Consider the following 21387-nt stretch of genomic DNA (forward strand, 5'->3'; position numbering starts at 1 on the left):
GAGCTCTTCCAGATCGCCTCGCGGCTTGCCATCGCCGCTCGATCGTTTCGGGTGCATCCGGACGATCATTGACGTCAGGACGAGGAAAGGAGGTGTACTCCGAATTGCTTGGGGTCATCAGAGTGACGACCGCAAGGATTTCGATCGGCACCGAACACGATCTACTCGACGTTGTGGCCATGGGGCTACCAAAACATCACCGTCGGCCCGCAGCAGCTCCCCCATTACGTCCACCGACATTTCTTGGCTTCGACTGCATACAGCAAGGACGAGAGCCCGGCGCGCCCGTCCCGACTGTGCGATCGTCGAAGTCGTCTGACAACCCTTTCAAGGCACCTACTCCCTATGGCGCCCCGATCCCCGCAACAATCTTGCGCTTGACCGAACACTGAAGTCTCACGCGCCCGATAGCGTTCGCGATAGAATCCGATATTTCGCTCGCATCGTCCGGGGCACACCGAAGGGGAATCAAGAGCATGCATGCGGTACCGACCCGGAGGGCGAAATTCGTTGCAGCGGGATTGATCATCGCTGTGGCTACTGCTGGTGCTATCGGTGTATCGAAGATCTTCGCTGCACGCCCATCCTCTGCGAATATCGAAGAGACCATCACGAAAGCGGAACGTGGACGGCACAATCCAGCGTGTGAACCCATCCCGTCGAGGCCCGATGCAGCTACGTTGCGTCGCTCTTCTGACGCGTCGGTTCGTTTGACGAACGTGGTACAGACTGCTGCGCAGCTCTTGCGAGTCAACGGAGCGGCTTGGGGGCCCCAAGTCGCTGTCGGTACTGAGCTATCCATTGATGAAGCTTTCGAGAACGCCGGTTCGATTCCCGGAGATGCGATAGTCGCAGAAGCGGAGTGGCTTCGTCAGGCGCAACGAGATGGACTCTACGACGACGCAGATCGTTCGCTCGATTCGCTTGTCCGACACATCGAGTCGACAACCATCACGGACGTCGACCTCGGCAGCCATCTGGGGCCGAATTGGCCCGCAGTAATCGATGTCGTCGGGACTGTCGCCGCGATCGGGTTCGAGGAGTACGTGAGCAAGGTGCGCGCGTCACCCCCGATGAGAGCAGCTGACGCGCTCGACCTTCGATCCGCGTTGCGGGAGAACACGGTAGCCCTCGGCCTGGAGGCGGAATGGGACGGTGCTCAGGAGTTGGTCGCTCTCTACTTTCAAGGATGCACTTCGGCCGCGCTGAGCCGGCGAGAAGCGAACCTTTCGGTCGAGGATTACATCCATGATTGGGACCTGGCGGAGGCTCTGGCACGCGACGCCGTAGCTGCTGCTTTCGCAGCAGATCTCACGAGCAACGAGAACCGTGGACGAGTCGAGATCTTGGCACAAGGTCTTCAGATCATCCAGGCGCCAGAAGAATTGGGTCCAAACGACCGGTTGACCCGATCCGTGGATCCGAACGAAAACTTGCATCCGGACGAGGTCGCGCTTCTCGAACTGGAAGATCCATTGATCGAGGGCGAGTGACACGACCAGAGCCTCCGGCGAGTGTGGCGCGGCAAGCAGAAGGGCGGTTGCCGATGTGGCACCGCGCTCTCAGAACCGCAGTGGCGGACGCGCGCAGCGGTCTCACTCGAATAAGTCCTCACGTTCTCGAAACAGCGGCAGGGAACGTCGAACAGCATCACCGTGATCTGCTCCTTGGTGACACCTTGCTCACGCACGTAACGCATTACCTCCTTTTCGATATACAGGTAATCGAACCCCTGAAATCATGTCCGGGAACTAACGGTCCATCCAGTTGAAGAAACAGTTCGCGTCGTGCGGCAGCAGTGGATTCACCGTGGGTATACGTAACCGCGGAGTCCTGTAGAAGCCGAGGATCTCGACTAACTTTGCCGGACCGACTGCAATGGTCAACTTCGGCGGAGGGAATCTCGGAAGAAGGAACCTTCGAATTCTCTTCGGGTGCTGCAATTTCAGAACTCGATGGAGTGGTTCCGCACTCGCCGGCGGAACTCGTTCATCAGCTGAACTGCGCGGCGTTCCTTCCATAGTTTCTCCCAAATGTTTCATGCCGTCGCGCTTCCAGATATTCATGCGTCATGTTGCTCCGCATCGATTGCCGGGGGCGAATTTCCGCGTCACGGCGTCGATGTGTTGGTGTCGCAGCTCCGGGAGATAGCCGACATCAGATGCCGAGTGATAGATCTTCCGGAGCCACGCAAATCAACTGTGGCGAATCGAATCCGATGGCCCTGAATTTCCACATCCTCATCGAAGTGCCCGTCTACGACGGGGTGCAGCATGAGACCTTCGGCCTGGCGATGCTCGTCGCTCACATGATGCTGAGACATCAGGTAGGCGTAAATCTGGTACAAATGCCCGCTGTTCAGTGTGGTTGATCGGTAGTAGCCCGCATTGGTGATAGCAGTGAACTTGGTGTCGATCACAACACGCCGCCGCGCACTTTCTCCCTGGCGCAACGGTGCCCTGAGTGTGATGTCCGTGAACATTCCAGGTAGTACAGGGTTCATGCCCTCGGAGATTCGGTCGGTGCGCCAGTGCAACGGCGCGCCGTGCACCACCGACCATCCTTGGCGAACCAGAGTGTGACGGAAAAAGCCGTACGTGGCATGTTCGAACAGCTTTCGGAGATAGTGGTCCGAATCATCGGGCGCCACAGTGACGAACGCGTCCTGACCGGGATCTGGAATCGACATCTTCAACAGAAGCTCGGCAAGAGAGAGCATGCGATGGTCTCGTGCCAGGAGCCGCTGGCGTAGCAACGACGATAAAATATCCGGGTGCGGTGTCAGTCCTGTCACTCCCGCAGCTTCCAGTTGTAGCACTAAGGACCGGTAGCGCGGCCGATCCGGAATTAGCACGGCTGCGGTGTGTAGCGCGGTTCGAACTAACCGATTGGGCGCAGTATCTGTAACCAGAGTGTCGTACCGACACCGCACCAGGCCCCTCTCGAGAAGTCTGTGTCGAGCAGTGTTGAGTACATCGATTCTGCCCCGAACCCGATTCAGGTTCGAGCCCGTTCGACTGAAACCGACGGACAATCCTGTGTGCAACCTGCTTTCCACTTCGTCGGCCAACATCTGGGCGACGAGCCTGGGAAGATCGTCGGAAAGCTCCTCCGCACCAGCAAACTCGCTACCGTGATCTCGGTACAGGTCGGACGCGAAAAGCTGTAGAAGCCAGAGATTACGTACCGGAACCCGCATCGCGTCAACTTCCCAGTAGCGTGGTGAGCACATCGTCGACTATGCCTGGGCGGTCGAACCAGTATTCCTCGAGAAGCGGCCTAATCTCGGTCAGAACCACTCGTTCAAGCCACTGCGATGTGGTCAGATCTACCGCCCCGAATGACGAGCTCGGGGTGAAGAAACTATGACCGATGCAAAACTGCCGACCCAAGGCCCGATCCGCCGTAATCTGTGTGTTCACTGTTTGCATACGGGCGCCGAATCGTTCGAGAGTCTCCAAGTCGTAGCCCAGGCCGCTGACGTGTTCAGTCCATGCAGTGCCGAACTGTGGTTCGAGTTCGATGAATGCGAAGCGGCGGCGAAGTGCCATGTCTACCAATGCCAGGGACCTGTCCGCGACGTTCATCGTCCCGATGACGTACAGGTTCGGTGGGACATGGAAGCGTTCGTCGTCATTTCGTGGGTAGGCCAGACGCATGGCGTTGGTCAGACTTCGTTTGTCAGCTTCGAGGAGGGTGAGGAGCTCACCGAATATCTGCGCCGGGTTCCCGCGGTTGATTTCCTCGATCACCAGTACATAGCTCTGGTCAGAATGTTGAGCTGCGTGCCGACACAAATCCAGGAATGGTCCATCAGCTAGATCGAGTTGGCCTCCGCGAGCCGGCCGCCACCCCCGCACGAAGTCTTCGTACGACAAGGACGGGTGGAATTGAATGACGGTGACACGGCTGCTGTCACGCTCGTTGCAGATTGTCCATGCCAGTCGTCTTGCCAGCCAAGTCTTCCCAGTTCCTGGTGGGCCTTGCAATATCAAGTTCTTCTTCGACAGAAGTCGTTCGCGAATCGTCTCAAGTTCAGGGTGTGAGATAAAGGAGCCATCCTCGATGATGGAATCGAGGGTGTAGATGTCAACTTCAAGCGGATCGCTCTCGGACCCTGTCTGCCCTGCGATGTCGGCCGGCTCGAATACAAGTTCGGGCTCTTTGCTGGCGAAGCGCCAAGCAGCAGCGGACAACTCCGGTATTGAACGGAACGGCGTGGTCTCCTGGGCGATCCAGGCCTCCATCTGCTCAGTGTTTGCTAGGAACTGTTCACCGTCGATCTTCGACCGCAGTGCCAGTTTCTCGGCGAGCTCACGATGCTGGTCGATCAAAAAACCTGCGTTGACTTGGTCGTAGGCGGTAAAAGTCTCGGGGCGAATCCAGTAGATTCCCATCGAGAGTTGTCTGGTGTTGCCCCTGGCGGCCGCGTCGAATGCGGTCACCAGGACTTCCCGGGTGTCTTCGTTGCCGTGTGCGGCGTAGGCAATGGCAGCCTCTGCCAATTCCCACAGACAGTCGACTTCGTCTGGGCCACGTTCGTTTTCATAACGGATGAACCATGAGTTCAAGTTGTTGACAACCGGCACTCCCGTGAACGAAGTCGGTGCCGCAGCGGTGATCGAGAAAACAGTTCGGTAACTATCTGCGATCCGCGCGCGTGCAGACTCGGTCACACCACGGTTGAACGGACCGAACACGGTGAAGGGATCGATGTCGCGCATAGCTCCACGCGATCCGTCCTCATGAAGATCCGAACGCATGTAGCGGAAGTAGCGCTCCAGCCCTGGTACCTCCGCAACCTTCCACAGTCGATCGAGAAGCCCTTTCCGATCGTTACGGAACGCAATGACTGCATCCGCGAGTTCTTGGTAGAACGCCACCCATCTAAAATTCTCTTGCTCGTTCACCGAGCGTGGATCGACAACCAACCGCGCGATCTCGTCCTTGGCGGTAGTGACGGTGAATAGCGACACCGCTGCGCTGATCTCGTTCTGGGCGGGGACGGATAGCTGATCCCTTGATATCCCTGTGGCAAGCCAGTCGACTGGGCGCCAGTGACGGTACAGATCAGCCTCAGCATGGAACTCATACTCACCACTGATCCGGCCAATCTTGACTGTCCTATTCGCCCGATCCGGGCAAATCACAATATCGCCTACGGCGAGCGTATGCACAAATCGATACAGAGTCCCGGCCCAGGAAGCAACCGATCCAGGTTTATCCGGAAAAGCCTCGGCTACAGCGACTTTAAACGCATTTCTCGTAGGTTGCAGAACAGCAAGGTCTCGAAGCTCGTCCCATCCGAGTCGCACCGCGCCATCGAATAGAGGATCGATACTCGGCTGATCATTATGAATCCCCCAGTACTCCGTCACATTGGAACTCTAAGCCAAGATCGCCCACTGTTCGCGGACGTATGTGAGTCGGTCCGGCGCGTCGCCGAGACGACACACCCACAGCCGAACTTGTTCTCTTGCAAACTGTAGGCATAACCACTACGCCAACAAATAGATAACCCCGGTCGACGGGCGATGGAGAGTTCAGCACTCATGCCTGTTGTGCCAGCCAAATACCTTGATAGGTAGGCATCCACACGCCGTTGGCAACTGTTCGTCGTCATCGAAAGCCCGGTTTGGGCATCAGATAAGGGCGGACAACGGTTCTCGGATACTTCGGGGAGGCAGTGCTTTGGAGCCCAGGCGAAATGCACCAGTCAGGCTCGGATGACGGAATGCTCGTCGCCATAACGCAAAGCACCACCCCCTTTGCTGGCGTGCAGCAAGAAACTAGTTGACCACATCAAAGTGCGACGCAGCGGTCGCGTCGAATCGAACAGGCGACCAAAACAGCGGAGCGCCCACTCTCGTCGACGCGCTACGCTGCCCCTAACCCGACACGACCACAGATCCGAACACCATGACCGCATCGGCCGAACCGACACCTGACGACGTGGTGTCGGCCGCAAAAGCGCTGCACGCGCTCACCGCGATACCGGACCACTCACCGCGGTGGTCGAACACGGCAGAACCGACTCAATGGACTGCGACGCACACGATCGAGCACATCAGCGACGCGCTGCTCTTCTACAGCGGCTAGGTAGCGAGACGGGCCGACGCCAAACTACAGGTCCTGCACGACGGTCGCGATGCCCCCGTATCCGAGCATCTCGACAACGTCCTTTCGTCCGCACATGTACTCGCCGCTCTGCTCCGCGACCTCGCGGAGGAACGTGCGTTCCACCCCAGCGGATCAGCTGACGCGCCAGGGTGGGCTGGCATGGCTGTCACCGAAATACTGGTTCACGGCACCGACGCAGCACGTGCCGTGGGTGTCGGGCTGATTCTTCCCGAAAATGTTTGTGCGAGAACAGTGTCGCGGGTTTTTCCCTGGATCGATCTGACTTTGGGCAGGGCGCCCGAGTTACTGCTGGCCATCACCGGCCGATTCTCCATCGACGGCGTTCACTCCGATCCCGATTGGTGGTGGCAATCCGCTCCGCTCGTCGAATGGGACGGCCTCCCCAGGCTTCGCGATGTCAAACCGGGGTGGGCCTGACACTTACCTGACCCCGCTCATGCCGTCGACCGAAGCGGTCCCCTCACTCGCGTGCAGCCCGATCGTGGCCGACGTAGGGTCTTTGGTTCGCTGACCACGAGCTGAACTCTGAGTTCAACAGCAGCCGTGGATGACCCGACAATCACGGAAATCGATTCGCAATGGCCACGATGATTTCATCGGGCGCGTGCTCCTGGATGAAATGCCGTGCATGAGGTAGTTCGACGACGTCAAGGTCGGTGAACGTCTCGCGTATCCGCGGGATACACGCTTTCGGACGGAACACCCTATCCCGCATCCCCCACACTGCAAGAGCCGGTTTGTCCCCCAGTAGCGCGGGCACGTCCTGGGCGAGTTGGGCCAACTGTGTTCGTGCGGCACGGATTTCCTTGGGCATGACCGCGAGTCCACGCCGCGATTCCTCTGTAGGTTGCACATTGCGATAGTGGTCAGCCTCCTCCTCGGTTAACGTGCGGCCAAGTTCCCCGAGCAAGAAACGCTCCACAAGGAGATTCTGCTCGAGTATCCGGCGTTGCATGGGTCGGCTACTCATGATCACGCTGAATGCTTGATTGGCCAGTGGCTCGATCGGCCAGAACACCGTGTTGCCAAGCACGATCCCTCTGACTCGATCTGCCCGCTCGGTTGCCGTGCCCAGCCCGATAGGTCCACCCCAGTCCTGCCCCATCAAGACAAAGCCGTCCAATTGAAGATGGTCGATCAGTTGACCTAAAATCGTCGTGTGCTGTGAAATTCTGTATCCGAAATTGTGCGGCCGCTCGGACAACCCGAAGCCCAGGTAGTCCACCGCAATGCACCGGTACCGGTCGCGCAGCCCCGCCACGACTTTCCGATAGAGGAAACTCCATGTAGGGGAGCCGTGGCAGAACACAATCGGCGGACCCGTCCCCTCGTCGATGTAGTGAACTCGACCGGCAGACGAGTCGAACCAGCGCGACTCGAACGGGTACACAGTCTTGTCTGGAACGAAATCGATCATCACGTGGTGCCTCCTTGTCCGACCTATCTCCCCATGTCGCGCAATAGACCCAGCGCGTATTCGAATATCACGCACGACATTCTCGCTACACCTGTAGCAGCAGCATGTTTGCTACGCTACACCTGTAGCATCGAATCGTGTCTACACAAGCGGCTGGCAGCCATGACCGTCGAGAGCTGATCGCCAACAGCGCCATTCGTGTCATTGCCCGTGACGGAGTTCGCGCGCTCACTCACCGAGTGGTCGATATAGAAGCCGGAATCCCCCAGGGCGCGACCTCGCACCATGCAAGAACTCGACTCGCGCTCCTCGAACTCATCGTCAACACCCTTGCCGAACGCGCGATAGCTGACGCCAAACAAGCTGCAGCCTTTCTCAATGCAACGGCACAAGGTGAGCACCAACTGAGCATTTCTGATCTGGCAGGCGTGATCACCGAACTTGTCGAGACACTTTCGGACCGCCGCGACGACATGAAGGCGCGCTACGCCCTTGTTCTCGAACTCGGTGACGAACCACTGCTTCGAAGAAAGCTGACAACACAGTCCGAGGTTCACGCCATAAGCCGAGAAGTGACAGCGATACTTTTCGACAGAGCAGGTCTGCCGAGTTCCGACGAACGAGTCGACGAGTTGATCACCCTCACGGATGCGCTGGTCTTTCACCGAACGATCATCCAAGAGAACACATCCCCTGAATCCATCCTCGCCGCCTATTTGCGAGGCATAGCCTTCCCGCCGGAGATTCGTGCGACCCGATCGACGTAACCGAGGCGCCTTAGACCGACCCGTCGTCGATTTTCCGCCACGGACCAATGCCTACCAGGACTAATGGAGCCGAATTCGCACAATGCCGGTGCCAAGACCTATGACCGTGTAGTCGTGCTTCCTCTCGCAGGATTACGTCAACGACAGAAGGCCGTAGGTTCCGGATCTACTTTGCCCGATCGGCCTGTACTTTTCGACAACCTCCGCGCCATTCACCACCGAATTTCCTGGCGATGATGGTGTTTTCAGCAACTGAACAGGCGTAGTGGATGCGGTGAGGTCCCGGCCTTCAGATTGGAAGCCCGGGAGCACTTGGTATCCCACGGTCCTCACAGCCCTTGTCACTACTGGTTGGTGGGTTGAAATGTGTTCGTCGTATGGCCACGAATCGCGTCGGCATCCGACTGAGACCGGTTCTCTGGTGCAGGTTCTGTGCCCACCTGAACACCGTGTCGGCACGGTAGTCATGTTTCGTGACCCGACGGCGAGGCGTCTGGTGAAATGCCGCAAACCGAGATCTGCCTCGCAGCACAATCAACCACACCGCGAGCGAACTCAGCAGCACCAGAAGATAGTTCGCCTGTTTGGCGCGCGGCACGTCGACCAAGCAACGGTCAATCTGCTGCCACCACGAACCAGCTGGATCAACCCGCGGCATACCTCGCGATAATTGTTCACCTCAGTGCCGCTGTTCCGACCAAGGAAAGTTCGAGGCGCTTCTCCACGGCGAAGTCGATGCATGTCGCGCCGTCGACACCATTCACCTGAGTGCCGGGAAGGGTGCGCACTGGATTCGGCGTCCGTCACCAAGTGCCAGTGATGGCTACAGCCCCAGTACTCAACCCAGGCGTCATCGCGCAGCTGTTCCCGAAATTAGGCAATCGGCTGTTAGGTACTTCGACATTTTGGGGCTCGAATCCACCGTAACCGATTCTCGCCCTCCACTGGAGATGCAACGGCGCGCCGCCGGGAGCCATGAGGATTTCTGAAAAACTGCAGATCAAGTCAGTATTGACGCCCACGGACTAACCTCGCCCTCTGGTTCCGCTGGCCAAAAAGACAAACGATTGTGGCGTGCGCCACAAATTTCCTATAGGGTAACCACTGTTAGCCTGCGACGGGGTGCGAGACATTTCCCAGCGCCGGATCCACGCTCTATCCCACTCCTGAACAGACCGAGCGAGAGCTGAGCGCTCTTGACGACGTCGTGGTGGATTGAGGATCAAGAAAGAAAGATGGTATTGCCGTGCAGTCATCACTTGTCTCTCTGCCGTCCATGGAGAGAGTCCGCATTGGCGCTCCGGTCGCGGAGGCCGCGGCCCAGGAAGCAGAGTTGCTCGGGGCGAACCGAGTCTTCGTCGTATGTAGCGGGACGCTCAACTCGCAGACCGACGAGATCGCTCGGGTGATCGAGGCATTGGGTGATCGATTCGTGGGACTGTTCGATGCGGTTCGACCTCATGTACCGCGCGAAGACGTCATTGCTGCCACCCGAGTTGCTGCCGACGCCGATCCGGACATGCTGTTGTGCGTGGGCGGCGGATCGGCGACGGACCTGGCGAAGATCCTTGCAATCACTCTGGAGCACGGAGTTCGCGAGGCATCGCAAATGGACGCCTACCACCTGCAGGTCAATCCCGACACATCGGTGACCGCCCCCACCTTCTCCGCCCCGAAGATCCCGGTAGTGGTGGCGCCCACGACCCTGGCGGGAGGTGAGTTCAACGCGTTGGCCGGGTCGACGGATGAGACGAGCAACGTCAAAGAGGGTTACTTGCATCCGGCGATGACCCCGAAGGCTGTCATCCTCGATCCTGCACTCACGCTGCACACTCCGGAGTGGCTGTGGCTGTCGACCGGGGTTCGCGCACTGGACCACGCCTTCGAGACCCTGGGCTCGCTCGAATCGAACGGGTACTACGACGGGATGGCGATGAACGCCATACGACTGCTCTCCGAAGGACTCGTCCGAGTGAAGGAGAACACCGACGACGTGGATGCGCGGCTGATGTGCCAGGTCGGTGCGTGGTCGTCAATGGTCGCGATCGTCGCAGGCCTCGACATGGGCGTCAGCCATGCCGTCGGGCATGCACTCGGCGGTTCGTTCAACGTCCCACACGGGTACACCTCCTGCGTCATGGCGCCCTTCGCGCTCGAGTACAACCGCGAAGTCAACGAGCATCGCCAGGCGCTGATCAGTGCGTCCTTGGGTGCGCCGCAAACGCCCGCACACGAGTTGGCGGACTCGCTCATCCGGCGGCTCGGCATGCCGAGATCGCTGGGAGAAGTCGGGCTGACCGAAAACGACCTCCCCAGTCTGGCTACGTACACGTTCAAGGACATCTGGTGCGGGACCAATCCGAACCCCATCGCGAATCCGGATGCTTTGGTTCCTTTGTTGCGGCGGGCACTCTGATCGAGCTCGAAAACAAGTGATCCCCCTCCACGTCGGGTGGAGGGGGATCACCTGTTTTCGGGCTGAACGGGCGTAACCGTCAGCTGGGCGTACCGCCGTTACCACTCTGCGTTCCGGGACGGTGACGGAGAATTCCGACGACGATGTAATCCACGTAGGTTGCCACCAGCGCCTCGATATCGTGGTCGTCTCGAAGCCACCAGCTCACGCCATTCATGAGGTCGAGCACCGCAACAGCCGCACGCTGTGGGTCGGCGATCTCGAACTCTCCGGCGCGGACCCCGGCAGCAATCACATCGCGCACACGCCTCTGGTAGTACTTGCGGTACTCGAGCACCCTCATACGGTGTTCGTCGGTAAGCGCCGAGATCTCTCGTAGGCTTACCAGATGCTCGACCCTGTTCATCGCCAAATACCGCAGATGAACATCGATCAGCGAGGTGAGTCGCTCGACCGGAGTTCCAGTCTCGTCGAGGACAAGTAGATGCTCCTCGACCGGGTCCCGGGTCATCTTGAGCGCGATCGCGTAGAGGATCTCCTCTTTCGAGGTGAAGTGGTTGTAGAGGCTCGCGCCCTTGATTCCCACCGAATCTGCGATGCCACGCATGCCTGCCGAGTGGTAGCCCTGATCAGCGAAGTATTCGGCCGCCGCGGCCAGTATGTCGTCACGTCTGCTTGGAAGCCCTTCAAGCCGTGGTCGACCGGATCCGGGTGTCGCGCTGCTGGCAGGATCGATGTTCAGCGTTTCAGTCCTTTGCATACAGGCGGCGTAGTTCTCTCTTGAGCAGCTTCCCCTGAGGGTCCGTGGGCAGCTCATCCACAATCTTGATCGCCTTTGGAACCTTATAGCCTGCGAGCACGGTCTTGCAGTGGTCTCGCAACTCCTGGCCGGTGAGGTCGCTGCCGTCTATGACGATGACGAAGCCTGTGACCGCCTCGGACCAGTATTCGTCCGGAAGTCCCACGACGGCGGCGCGCGACACCTCGGGGTGGGCTTGTAGTACGCGCTCGACCTCCTGCGAGGACACGTTGTAGCCGCCCGTCTTGATCATGTCCTTGCTGCGATCGAGGAAGAACATGTTGCCCTCCGAATCGCGACGTACGATGTCGCCGGTGTGGACCCAACCACCGTCGAGGACAGCGGCGGTCTTCTCGGGATCCTTGTAGTAACCCAGCATCACCGACGGCGTGCGACAGAGGAGTTCACCTCGCTCTGCTTCATTTCCGTCGGCATCGACCACCTTGACCTCGAGATGGCCTACAGGCTTGCCGATCCAGGTCGGATCCTGATCGGGAATGTCCTCGAGTCGCTTGAACCAGCCGACGGAGCCCAACTGCGTCAACTCGGACTGACCCCAGTAGGTGCCCCACACCGATGCGGGCGCCGCGTGGTGCCATGCGTCCACCGTTCGCGGCGAGACCTGACCTCCATAGGTCAGGCAGCGCTGGATGGTCCCGACAGTCTCAGGACCGAAGTCAGGATGATCTGCGAGCGAGATGAAGAACGTCGGGGTTTGAGCCAGGACGGTGATCTGCTCCGCTTTGATCATGTGCAAAGCGTCGGCAGGCGCGAGGCTGGCCGGGAGCACGAGCGTCGCTCCCAATAGCAGGAGCGAGGTCAGGGAGCCGATTCCGGCAATGGTGTGGAATGGCATGACGTAGAGCCAGACGTCATCGTCCAGGCATCGCAGTCCCCACGTGTACGCAGGTGCGGTGGAGACCAGGTAGTTGCGATGCGGCAGCATGACGCCCTTCGGAGCCGCCTCGGTTCCACTGGTGTACACGATCATTGCGAGATCGTGCTCGTCGACATCGCAATCCGGCTCTGTCGGCGACGAGAACTCGAGGAGTTGATCGAAGCAGTGGCCGCCGAACTCGTCCGTGCTGTCGAGAACAATGATTTCGGGGCGGGTACCGAGTCCCGCCAGCGCTTCTTCCAGTACCGGCAGGAATTCCGCGGCCACGACCACAACCGCGGGCTCGAGGTGCCCGATCTGTTGAGCCACTTCGTTCGGTCCGAAAAGGACATTGATGCCGGAGTACACCGCCCCTATTTTGAGAGCACCGTAGTAGGCGACTATCGACTCCACGCGATTGCGGGCCATCACGGCGACCCGGTCACCGCGGGAAACACCGAGTCCGAGGAACATGTGGGATGCCCGGTTGGCATCCTGATTGAGCGCACCGTAGGTGGTCACGGTGCGTCGACCACCTGGGGCATACGACACGATCGCCGGCTTCGAGTATCGACTCTGCGAGTGGCGGCGTAGCTGGTCGCCCAACGTCGCTCGCCCTAGCGGTGACGACTGGGTCGCTGTGAGGGATCGGACAAGCGGACCTGAACTCCGTCGCACATCAGTGGCATCCGATTCGACACTTGTCGACAGATCCATGGTTCCTCAACTTCCTGAATGCTTACCGCGGTTAGTATGATGTGGCTCATACTGTCATCGGCATCCACGCGGGTCAAGCAGAGTTTCCAAGCAACAATGGGAATATCGAAATCACACTTGGTTGTGTCGCTAACGGCTGTTAGCCTGCATGACATGACTATCGTCACTGACCTGGACCGTGACCACCTGCGTTCGGCGGTGTTACGGGGCAACGTTCCGACCATGCTCGCCGTGTTGCTGGAGCTGACCGCCGATGAGCGGTGGGTGGCACCCCGCTATCAACCCACGCGCAGTCGGGGCATGGATGACAACTCCACGGGAGGACTTCCGGAGGAAGTTCAGTCCGAAATCCGGAGCGCGTTGATCGACGCAGTGGAACGCTGGTGGACGCTGGACGAGCCGTCCCGGCGGACGCTGGACAGCTCGGAAGTCGAGCGAATCCTCAACTTCACCTGCAGCGAGACCGTGCCGCCGGACTTCGCGCCGATGATGGCGGAGATAGTCAATGGTCCGCAGATCAAGCCTGCCACCGCCGAGTGCGACGAGCGACTCCACGCCATCGTGATCGGAGCCGGCATCGCGGGGATGCTGGCCTCCGTCGAGCTCACCCGCGCTGGAATCCCTCACGTGATCCTGGAGAAGAACGACGACGTCGGCGGATCATGGTGGGAGAACCGCTATCCGGGCGCCGGAGTTGATACACCGAGCCACCTTTACTCGATCTCGTCGTTCCCTCGTAACTGGTCGACCCACTTCGGCAAGCGCGACGAGGTTCAGGGATATCTCGAGGACTTTGCGGAGGCCAACGACATCCGGCGCAATGTCCGCTTCCGCCATGAGGTGACGCGCGCCGAGTTCGAGGAGTCGAAACAGAGTTGGCGTGTGTCCGTCCAGCGACCAGGTGAGGCGCCGGAGACCCTCGAGGCTCCCATCCTGATCAGCGCGGTCGGTCTGCTCAATCGTCCCAAGATCCCGCATCTACCGGGAATCGAGACCTTCCGTGGTCGCCTCTTCCACTCCGCCGAGTGGCCGAACGAGCTCGACGATCCCGAGTCGCTCCGCGGAAAGCGAGTGGGCATCGTCGGTACCGGAGCCAGTGCTATGCAGATCGGCCCGGCCATCGCGGATCGTGTCGGATCGCTGACGATCTTCCAGCGCTCACCACAGTGGATCGCACCGAACGACGACTACTTCACGACCATCGACGACGGCGTCCACTGGCTGATGGACAACATCCCCGGCTATCGCGAGTGGTACCGGGCGCGTCTGTCGTGGATCTTCAACGACAAGGTGTACTCGTCCCTCCAGGTCGACCCCGACTGGCCAGAGCCGAGCGCCTCGATCAATGCGACCAACCATGGTCATCGCAAGTTCTACGAACGCTATCTCCGCGATCAGCTGGGTGATCGAACAGATCTGATCGAGGCATCTCTTCCGGACTATCCACCCTTTGGTAAGCGAATGCTGCTGGACAATGGCTGGTTCACGATGCTTCGTAAGCCCGACGTCACACTGGTGCCCCACGGAGTCGACGCCCTGACACCTTCTGGACTCGTCGACACGAACGGCGTCGAGCACCAGCTGGACGTCATTGTCATGGCGACGGGTTTCCACAGTGTGCGCGTTCTTTACCCGATGGACATCGTCGGTCGATCCGGCCGGTCCACCGGAGAAATCTGGGGCGAGCACGACGCGCGCGCCTACCTGGGAATCACAGTTCCTGACTTCCCCAATTTCTTCGTCATGACCGGACCGAACACCGGCCTGGGACATGGGGGAAGCTTCATCACGATCCTGGAATGTCAGGTCCGCTACATCATGGATGCCTTGAAGTTGATGCAATCGGAAAACCTCGGCGCGATGGAGTGCCGGGCCGAGGTCAACGATCGATACAACGAGGCCGTCGACCGACAGCACGCACAGATGGTCTGGACCCATCCGGCAATGGAGAACTGGTACCGAAACCCGGACGGTCGCGTCGTGTCGGTCCTTCCGTGGCGGATCAACGACTACTGGGCCATGACCTACCGAGTCGACCCGGCAGATTTTCGTACCGAGCCGGCACGCTCCGAGTCGGTCCCGACTCCGACCGCGCGAGGGTGATCATGCAGGAAGAAGCCACCGGCGGAGTGCACGGCGGGCCGCTGTCGGGTATCCGGGTCATTGAAATGGAGGCCATAGGGCCGCTACTGCACGCCGGTCTGATGTTGGCAGATCTTGGCGCCGATGTCGTGCGCATCGTGCGCCCCATCTCGATGGGAGCAGATGACGGAATCGACGATGCGAATGCGGGGATGCTCCGAGGGCGGACCGAACTCACTGCAGATCTGACCAAGACCGAAGATCTCGCCAAGGTGCGCAGGCTGATCGGCCGAGCGGACGTCCTGATGGAGGGCTCTCGGCCCGGCACGATGGAGAAGCTCGGCCTGGGCTCCGAGATCTGCCTGCAGGACAATCCGGGGCTGATCTACGGCCGGATGAGTGGCTGGGGCCAGAAGGGACCGATGGCCCGAGAAGCCGGGCACGACCTGAACTACCTTGCGCTTTCGGGCGCGCTCGAACAGCTCGGACCGGCTTCCGGGCCGCCGTCACCGCCGCTGAACTACGTCGGGAACTTCGGCGGCGGATCGATGTTCCTGCTCGTAGGAGTACTTGCCGCGCTGCACGAAAGAGAACGCACTGGCCGAGGCCAGGTGGTGGATACAGCGATGGTCGACGGCGCCAGTTCGTTGACTGCGCTCGTCCGATCGTGGCAGCATGCCGGCCGCTGGTCAGCCCGTCGTGGAACCAACCTCCTCGACGGATCTGCCCCGTTCTACCGCGCGTACGAGTGCGCAGACCACAGGTACATGGCGGTAGGGGCCCTCGAAGACGTGTACTACGACCGCTTCGTGTTCGGACTCGGATTGGATCCCGCCTCGTTGCCGAATCGCTGGGACCAATCGAACTGGGACGACTTGTCCGAACACTTCGGCAGAACCTTCGCCACACACGATCGCGACGCCTGGGTCGACGTCTTCGACGGCCTGAACGCTTGTGTCACACCCGTGCTCACACTCCACGAGGCAACACTCCACGACCATGCAATACAGCGAACGGCCTTCGTCGATGCAGGAGGCTTTTCGATGCCCTCCGCCGCACCACGGCTGGACTCGTCACAGGGAGCAGCCCCACCACGGAGAAACGACGAACTGGACGCAACCGTGTCGCGATGGGAGATTGCCTCAGAGCACCACGGGGGCAATTCCACTCGACATCGGTCCACTCGCATGGCGGTTGGTCCACAGACGTGGTGAGCGAGAGAACCGATGGCGCCAGGCGGGCTACGATTTCGGTATGCGCAGGCTGGCTGGATCGTTCGATCGCGACCTCCCCGGGTTGCCGCGTGGCCGCGGCCGACTGGCTGTGGACGAGGTCCAAGACGCGCAACGCGATCGCATTCTGCGTGCGGTGATCTCGTCGACGGCGGAGAAGGGGATCGCCTCGACCACGATCGCCGACGTCGTCGGGCGTGCCAGGGTGTCTCGTCAAGCTTTCTACAAGCAGTTCGAGAGCAAAGAAGCGTGCTTGATCGCGGCGATCGACGCCGGCATCGAGGTGATCGTCTCCAACATCACCTCGACACAAAGCTCGACCGCCAATTTATCTCTACACGAACAGCTTTCGGCTGTCATCGAGAAGTATCTCGAGACGTGTTCGTCCGAACCGGAGTTCGTGCGAGCCTGGGTGGTGGACCTACCTGTGACCGGCCCGGCCGGGGTGGCGAAGCGCAACGAGTACGTGGAACTGCTCGCCGATGCATTGCTCGTCGGCTACTCGTCCAAGTCTTCAGAAGCCCCGGGGCGTGAAGTGTTTCTCGCGGCGATCGGCGGTTGCAACGAGTTGTTCTACCGCCAGGTGGTTGACGGGTCGAATTCGTACATGAATCTTCATGCGCCGATCATGTCCTTCCTTGAACGGGTACTGGATCTCTCGTCCAACCCTTCGTAGTCCGGTGTTGACAAGCCAAGGGTAGATCGCCATGCTCATTCAAAAGTACTGATGCGTACTTATGAATGAGGAGTGGTCATGCGAATTACGAGTGGACTGACACAGAGTCCGATCGCACCGCCCGGCCGGGTAGCGATCCGTCCGCGGCGAGTCGATTTCGACTGGGAGAAAGCGCCTTTGGTGTGGTTGCCGAACGAGCCGATCGCCTCATACCTCCTCAGCTCGATGAACCTCGTCATCCCGGAGGGCGAACGGATGATGATCCAGGCCTTCGAGCAGGCCCTCCCGGACGTGCACGACGAGAAGCTTCGCGAGGACATGCTCGGTTTCATGGGTCAAGAACTGCTGCACGCAGAGGCGCATGACGAGGTCATGAATCAGGTGTTCACACGGCACGGGATCGACCCGGCCCCGTTCAACCGCCAGATGCAGTATTTCTTCCGTAGAACTTTGGGCATCGGTGACGACTCCGATCCGCAGGCCGTCCGGCAGCGCCTGATCGAGCGTCTCGGGATTTGCGCGTCTTCGGAGCATATGTTCGCGTTCGTGGGCGACTGGGCGTTGAACGCGGACTTGGAGAAATTCGGCGCGGATCCGCAGATGCTTGACCTCTATCGGTGGCATGGGGCCGAAGAGGTCGAGCATCGTGCCGTGGCACACGAGGTCGCCACGTACTTCGGAGTCGGCTACTTTCGCCGCTGTATCTCCATGATCATCACGTGGCCAATCTTTTTGGGGTGGTTGCTCCGTGCTGCGATGTATCTGAGCCGCAACGACCCCAACACGCCGAACATCGGTTATCCACGATTGCTACTGGAATTCGTCCGCACCGGACGCCGCGGACTGGTGCCTGGTGTATCGAAATGGTTCTGGAGCGGTGTGTCGACGTTCGTGCCGGGATTTCACCCCGACAGTGTGGGGTCCACCGCCCAGGCCCTCGCCTACATCGCGCAATCGCCAGCGGCCAAGCGGGTCAACACATGACACCCAACGCGCCCGAACTCACACAGCGGTGGCCGGCCCCCCGCGAGATCCCGGTCGACCTACGTCGCGGCAAGCGCCGCGACTCGATTCTGCGCATTCTGGATGTCCTGGTCTCCACGCAGGTCAAGTTGGCGGTCTTGATTCATCGCGACGAGCCACCGGAAAACCGGATCGACGAGTACAAGACAACGCTCACGGTGTCGGAGCGCACGACGGTGGCCACCGACAACGACGTGGTCAGTCTCGAACTGCGAGCACCTGACGGCAGCGACCTCGAACGGTGGTATCCCGGGGCACACCTCGACCTGTACCTGCCCTCGGGACGGATACGTCAGTACTCGCTGTGCGGCGATCCCGCCGATCGACGCTGCTACCGGATCGCGGTACGCCGGATTCCTGATGGTGGCGGCGGATCGAACGAGGTGCACGACGAGTTGCCAGTCGGTACCGTCGTCGGCGTTCGCGGTCCACGCAACGCGTTCGGGTTCGTCGAACCCGGGCGAATCGAGCGCGCGAAGCGCGTTCACTTCGTGGCGGGTGGCATCGGCATCACACCGATACTGCCGATGGTCCGCGAGGCGGAGCGCATGGGCCTGGATTGGTCGCTGATGTACGTCGGTCGCGAGCGCCGCACACTACCGTTCCTCGAGGAATTGTCGCCGTTTGGTGATCGGGTCACCATCCGCACCGACGACGAATACGGCCTACCCGCAGCGAACGATCTTCTCCCGCCGAATGTCCGCAGCGGCGACGCGATCTACTGTTGCGGTCCGGTCCCGATGATGGACCTGATCACAGCTAGTGTGCGCAACGAGCCCGGTGTGGAAGTGCACGCCGAACGCTTCTCCGCCGCACCGGTCGTCGATGGACGACCCTTCCGCATCCAACTGGCTCGCACCGGTCAGGTCATCGATGTCGCCGCCGACCAGACCGCACTGGACGCGGTCCTGCGTGTGAACCCGAAAGCCCCCTATTCATGTCGTCAGGGCTTCTGCGGCACCTGCATGGTCCACGTCAGCGACGGCGACGTCGATCATCGTGACAATTCGTTGAGCCCAGCCGAGCGCGCCGCCGGCAAGATGCTCCTGTGCGTTTCGCGGAGCAACAGTCCCTGCCTGACGGTCACCACATGAATCCACCGATGAGAAAACACAATTCCAGACGACCGGAGTACCTGTTGAACGACGATCAACTGACATCGCGAATGGTGGACCTGCTGATCGCACTGGAGGAAATGGACGCCGATGCCGTGCGCGCACTCGTCGATCCCGACATCGAATGGCGCAACACCGGCCTGCCCAGCGTGCGTGGAAGCGAACGCGTCGAACGGGCGCTCACGATCGTCTCTCGCCTGATCACCAGGTACGAGGTCGTGGAAGTGCTCACGATGACCACCGACCACAACACCGTGTCCTCCCGGCGAAGAGAGATCATCCGCATCGGATGGTTTGCCATGCACCTCGACGTAGACGGCCACTACACATTCGCAAACGGCCTGCTTCGCATTTGGGACGACCGCTTCTCCTACCGCCGACTGCTCCGCGGATTGCGATTCGGCCCAACCACCTGAAGTAGCGACGTTTTGTGTCGCATTTTGCCGGGGAGTCCTCACCAGATGCTGAAATCTCCCCCTGCAGCTTCTCGACTGCATCCTCGGTTCAGGAGTTCGGCCGCTGGTGCGGAGAACTCTCGCCGAGTCTACGTTCGCGCATGTGACCAGCTCGTTGTTCCTTTGGACTGCAACGGGATTGGATACCGCTGATGGATTCTCGACAATTGTTCGCCCTCGGCGCGCTCGGTACCGGGATGTTGTCGCTGGCCTTGCAGCTGACCCCGCTGTGCCTCGGCACCGAGGATGCGGAGCAGTACGTCTTTGTTCGCGCCGCCAATGCCACCGCGGTCCTCACCCTTGCTCTGCTGTCCGCCGCGTTTGTCTTCTGGCCGCCGGCTGGATGACTTTCCGGGCGCAACATGTTCACGAATAAAGGAGTTTCGGTGAATCCACCCATAAACCACGACCGCCGGCGATCGGTGGAGTCGATCCTCCTCGGCGGAGCCCTTGCAGCACTGCTGCTCTCGGGATGCACGATCAGTTCAGCAGATCCCACTACCGAGGGCAGGCAGTCGTCGAAGATGCCCACCGACTCCGAGCAGATCACCACGGTGACCCGATCTCACCTCGATACCCTCAGTACGACTCGACTGAGGTGCAACGAGAATTGTCGACGGGTCGGGGCATCCAGGGGCCGGTATCGAGCCGACGGTCGACGGGTGCTCAACTGACGAGTAGTTCCGCAACTTTCTTCGAGAGGCCCCCACTAATGCGTATTGGAGTATCCGGCCCGCACGGGACCGGCAAGAGCACGCTGGTCGACGAGTTGTGTGGCCGCCTCGCGGGACACATTCGGGTCGATGAACCGTATTTCGTGCTCGAAGAGGAGGGGCGCGAGTTCGAGTTTCCGCCCTCGGCTGATGATTACCGTGCGCAGCTTCGTCGTTCACTGCGCTTGCTGACTACACCTTCTTCTGGTGTTGTATTCGATCGCACGCCGCTCGACTTCCTGGCGTACTTGTCGACGTGTGGTGTCGATCCGGAGGCAGAAGTCGAGGCGGCGATTGTGAGGTCCGCGCTGTGTACTCTCGACGTGCTGGTTGTGGTGCCGATTACCGTCGAAACAGTGCAGAAGTTGCCTGCGGTGGGGATGCCGGAGCTGCAGCGCGCGGTGAACGACGCGTTGCTGGATTTGGTGTACGCCGATCCGATGCAGGTGTGTGACTCCCTGGTAGTTGTCGAGCTTGACGGCCCACTCCGTGGTCGGGTCGACACGGTTCTCTCGGCTTTGCAGTGACACCGGAATCGTCGAGCTGGGTGCGTTCGAAAGATGCTGGCACTGATCGTTACTCGTGATGATCGACCTGATGAAACTTCGGTTTATGGCTCGCCGGTCTCTAAAATCGCAAGGGATCTACGTCTTCTCGGGTGAGCTGGTGCTGACGCCCCTTCAGTTTGCCGCCCCGCAGAGCGCTGCTCACCAACGCGCGTTCCCGGGCTCACTCTCTGGCGGAAGGTATCGAAAACAGGCATCTCGTGGCTCAGAGTGAATTCCGAGAGCCGGTTGTCCTGGCAATTCTCGCGAAACCGAGGAAACGGAGTCCAGCGTGACAGTCGCCGCGTACCCATCCTTTCTGTTGCGATTCTCGCTACGGCCGCACTTTTCGTGGCCGGATGATCGTCGGGCTCCGAGACTGATTCGACAAACACCGTAACCGCTCGGCAGC

19 protein-coding genes are annotated in these 21387 nt (G+C 60.1%); 14 read left to right on the top strand and 5 right to left on the bottom strand.

The window, feature by feature from the left end; all coding sequences use genetic code 11:
• The first annotated feature begins 476 nt into the window (after nt 1–476).
• The gene (locus KTR60_RS27990) at nt 477–1493 is read left to right on the top strand and encodes a hypothetical protein (protein ID WP_134999347.1); all 1017 of its coding nucleotides are present in this window, start codon (nt 477–479) and stop codon (nt 1491–1493) included.
• A 617-nt stretch (nt 1494–2110) separates the two neighbouring features.
• Here KTR60_RS27990 and KTR60_RS27995 read toward each other — a convergent pair.
• A complete protein-coding gene (locus KTR60_RS27995) occupies nt 2111–3232 on the bottom strand; it encodes a 5-methylcytosine restriction system specificity protein McrC (protein ID WP_323374289.1) in 1122 nt (373 codons plus the stop codon).
• A complete protein-coding gene (locus KTR60_RS28000; RefSeq protein WP_228401497.1) occupies nt 3204–5378 on the bottom strand; it encodes an AAA family ATPase in 2175 nt (724 codons plus the stop codon). The genes KTR60_RS27995 and KTR60_RS28000 overlap by 29 nt, the downstream gene beginning before the upstream one ends.
• 541 nt (nt 5379–5919) lie before the next feature.
• Between KTR60_RS28000 and KTR60_RS28005 the strand changes: the two genes are divergently transcribed.
• Nucleotides 5920–6099 (top strand): hypothetical protein, encoded by a 180-nt coding sequence (locus tag KTR60_RS28005; RefSeq protein ID WP_228401498.1) that lies wholly within the window; start codon nt 5920–5922, stop codon nt 6097–6099.
• A 180-nt stretch (nt 6100–6279) separates the two neighbouring features.
• On the top strand, nt 6280–6558 hold the full coding sequence (locus KTR60_RS28010) for a hypothetical protein (RefSeq protein WP_228401499.1): 279 nt from the start codon (nt 6280–6282) through the stop codon (nt 6556–6558).
• Between the two features lie 142 nt (nt 6559–6700).
• Here the strand turns inward: KTR60_RS28010 and KTR60_RS28015 are convergent, their stop codons facing one another.
• The gene (locus KTR60_RS28015; protein ID WP_228401500.1) at nt 6701–7561 is read right to left on the bottom strand and encodes a haloalkane dehalogenase; all 861 of its coding nucleotides are present in this window, start codon (nt 7559–7561) and stop codon (nt 6701–6703) included.
• Nucleotides 7562–7695: 134 nt separating this feature from the next.
• Here KTR60_RS28015 and KTR60_RS28020 point away from each other — a divergent pair, with 134 nt between their 5' ends.
• Together KTR60_RS28020 and KTR60_RS28025 are read left to right on the top strand one after the other, a co-directional pair.
• Nucleotides 7696–8325 (top strand): TetR/AcrR family transcriptional regulator, encoded by a 630-nt coding sequence (locus KTR60_RS28020; protein WP_193594748.1) that lies wholly within the window; start codon nt 7696–7698, stop codon nt 8323–8325.
• Nucleotides 8326–9571: 1246 nt separating this feature from the next.
• On the top strand, nt 9572–10741 hold the full coding sequence (locus KTR60_RS28025; RefSeq protein ID WP_024487884.1) for an iron-containing alcohol dehydrogenase: 1170 nt from the start codon (nt 9572–9574) through the stop codon (nt 10739–10741).
• 79 nt (nt 10742–10820) lie between these two features.
• Here KTR60_RS28025 and KTR60_RS28030 read toward each other — a convergent pair whose 3' ends face one another.
• Together KTR60_RS28030 and KTR60_RS28035 are read right to left on the bottom strand one after the other, a co-directional pair.
• Nucleotides 10821–11501 (bottom strand): TetR/AcrR family transcriptional regulator, encoded by a 681-nt coding sequence (locus KTR60_RS28030; protein ID WP_007735574.1) that lies wholly within the window; start codon nt 11499–11501, stop codon nt 10821–10823.
• Nucleotides 11488–13134, bottom strand: a complete 1647-nt coding sequence (locus tag KTR60_RS28035; RefSeq protein WP_228401501.1) for a class I adenylate-forming enzyme family protein — start codon at nt 13132–13134, stop codon at nt 11488–11490. The genes KTR60_RS28030 and KTR60_RS28035 overlap by 14 nt, the downstream gene beginning before the upstream one ends.
• 153 nt (nt 13135–13287) lie before the next feature.
• Here KTR60_RS28035 and KTR60_RS28040 point away from each other — a divergent pair, with 153 nt between their 5' ends.
• The 9 genes from KTR60_RS28040 to KTR60_RS28080 all read left to right on the top strand — a co-directional run bounded on the left by KTR60_RS28040 (nt 13288) and on the right by KTR60_RS28080 (nt 20957).
• Nucleotides 13288–15237: a flavin-containing monooxygenase gene (locus tag KTR60_RS28040; protein WP_064445148.1), complete on the top strand. Its 1950-nt coding sequence runs from the start codon at nt 13288–13290 to the stop codon at nt 15235–15237.
• Nucleotides 15238–15239: 2 nt separating this feature from the next.
• Entirely contained in the window at nt 15240–16430 is a 1191-nt protein-coding gene (locus tag KTR60_RS28045; RefSeq protein WP_219468428.1) for a CaiB/BaiF CoA transferase family protein, read from the top strand.
• Nucleotides 16431–16470: 40 nt separating this feature from the next.
• Nucleotides 16471–17124 carry a TetR/AcrR family transcriptional regulator gene (locus tag KTR60_RS28050; RefSeq protein WP_219468423.1) on the top strand — a complete coding sequence of 218 codons (654 nt, stop codon included), beginning with the start codon at nt 16471–16473 and terminating at the stop codon, nt 17122–17124.
• Nucleotides 17125–17202: 78 nt separating this feature from the next.
• Nucleotides 17203–18108, top strand: a complete 906-nt coding sequence (locus tag KTR60_RS28055) for a metal-dependent hydrolase (RefSeq protein WP_228401502.1) — start codon at nt 17203–17205, stop codon at nt 18106–18108.
• Nucleotides 18105–19241 (top strand): PDR/VanB family oxidoreductase, encoded by a 1137-nt coding sequence (locus tag KTR60_RS28060; RefSeq protein ID WP_125052408.1) that lies wholly within the window; start codon nt 18105–18107, stop codon nt 19239–19241. The genes KTR60_RS28055 and KTR60_RS28060 overlap by 4 nt, the downstream gene beginning before the upstream one ends.
• A gap of 44 nt (nt 19242–19285) precedes the next feature.
• Nucleotides 19286–19678 (top strand): limonene-1,2-epoxide hydrolase family protein, encoded by a 393-nt coding sequence (locus KTR60_RS28065; protein WP_228401503.1) that lies wholly within the window; start codon nt 19286–19288, stop codon nt 19676–19678.
• A 191-nt stretch (nt 19679–19869) separates the two neighbouring features.
• Nucleotides 19870–20064 carry a hypothetical protein gene (locus tag KTR60_RS28070; protein WP_007735564.1) on the top strand — a complete coding sequence of 65 codons (195 nt, stop codon included), beginning with the start codon at nt 19870–19872 and terminating at the stop codon, nt 20062–20064.
• Nucleotides 20065–20103: 39 nt separating this feature from the next.
• Nucleotides 20104–20391: a hypothetical protein gene (locus KTR60_RS28075; protein WP_219468414.1), complete on the top strand. Its 288-nt coding sequence runs from the start codon at nt 20104–20106 to the stop codon at nt 20389–20391.
• Nucleotides 20392–20429: 38 nt separating this feature from the next.
• Nucleotides 20430–20957, top strand: coding sequence for an AAA family ATPase (locus KTR60_RS28080; RefSeq protein ID WP_228401504.1), 528 nt, complete (start codon nt 20430–20432; stop codon nt 20955–20957).
• The last annotated feature ends 430 nt before the right edge of the window (nt 20958–21387 follow it).

Source organism: Rhodococcus sp. C1 (genome assembly GCF_020809065.1).
Taxonomy (GTDB): Bacteria; Actinomycetota; Actinomycetes; order Mycobacteriales; family Mycobacteriaceae; genus Rhodococcus_F; species Rhodococcus_F qingshengii.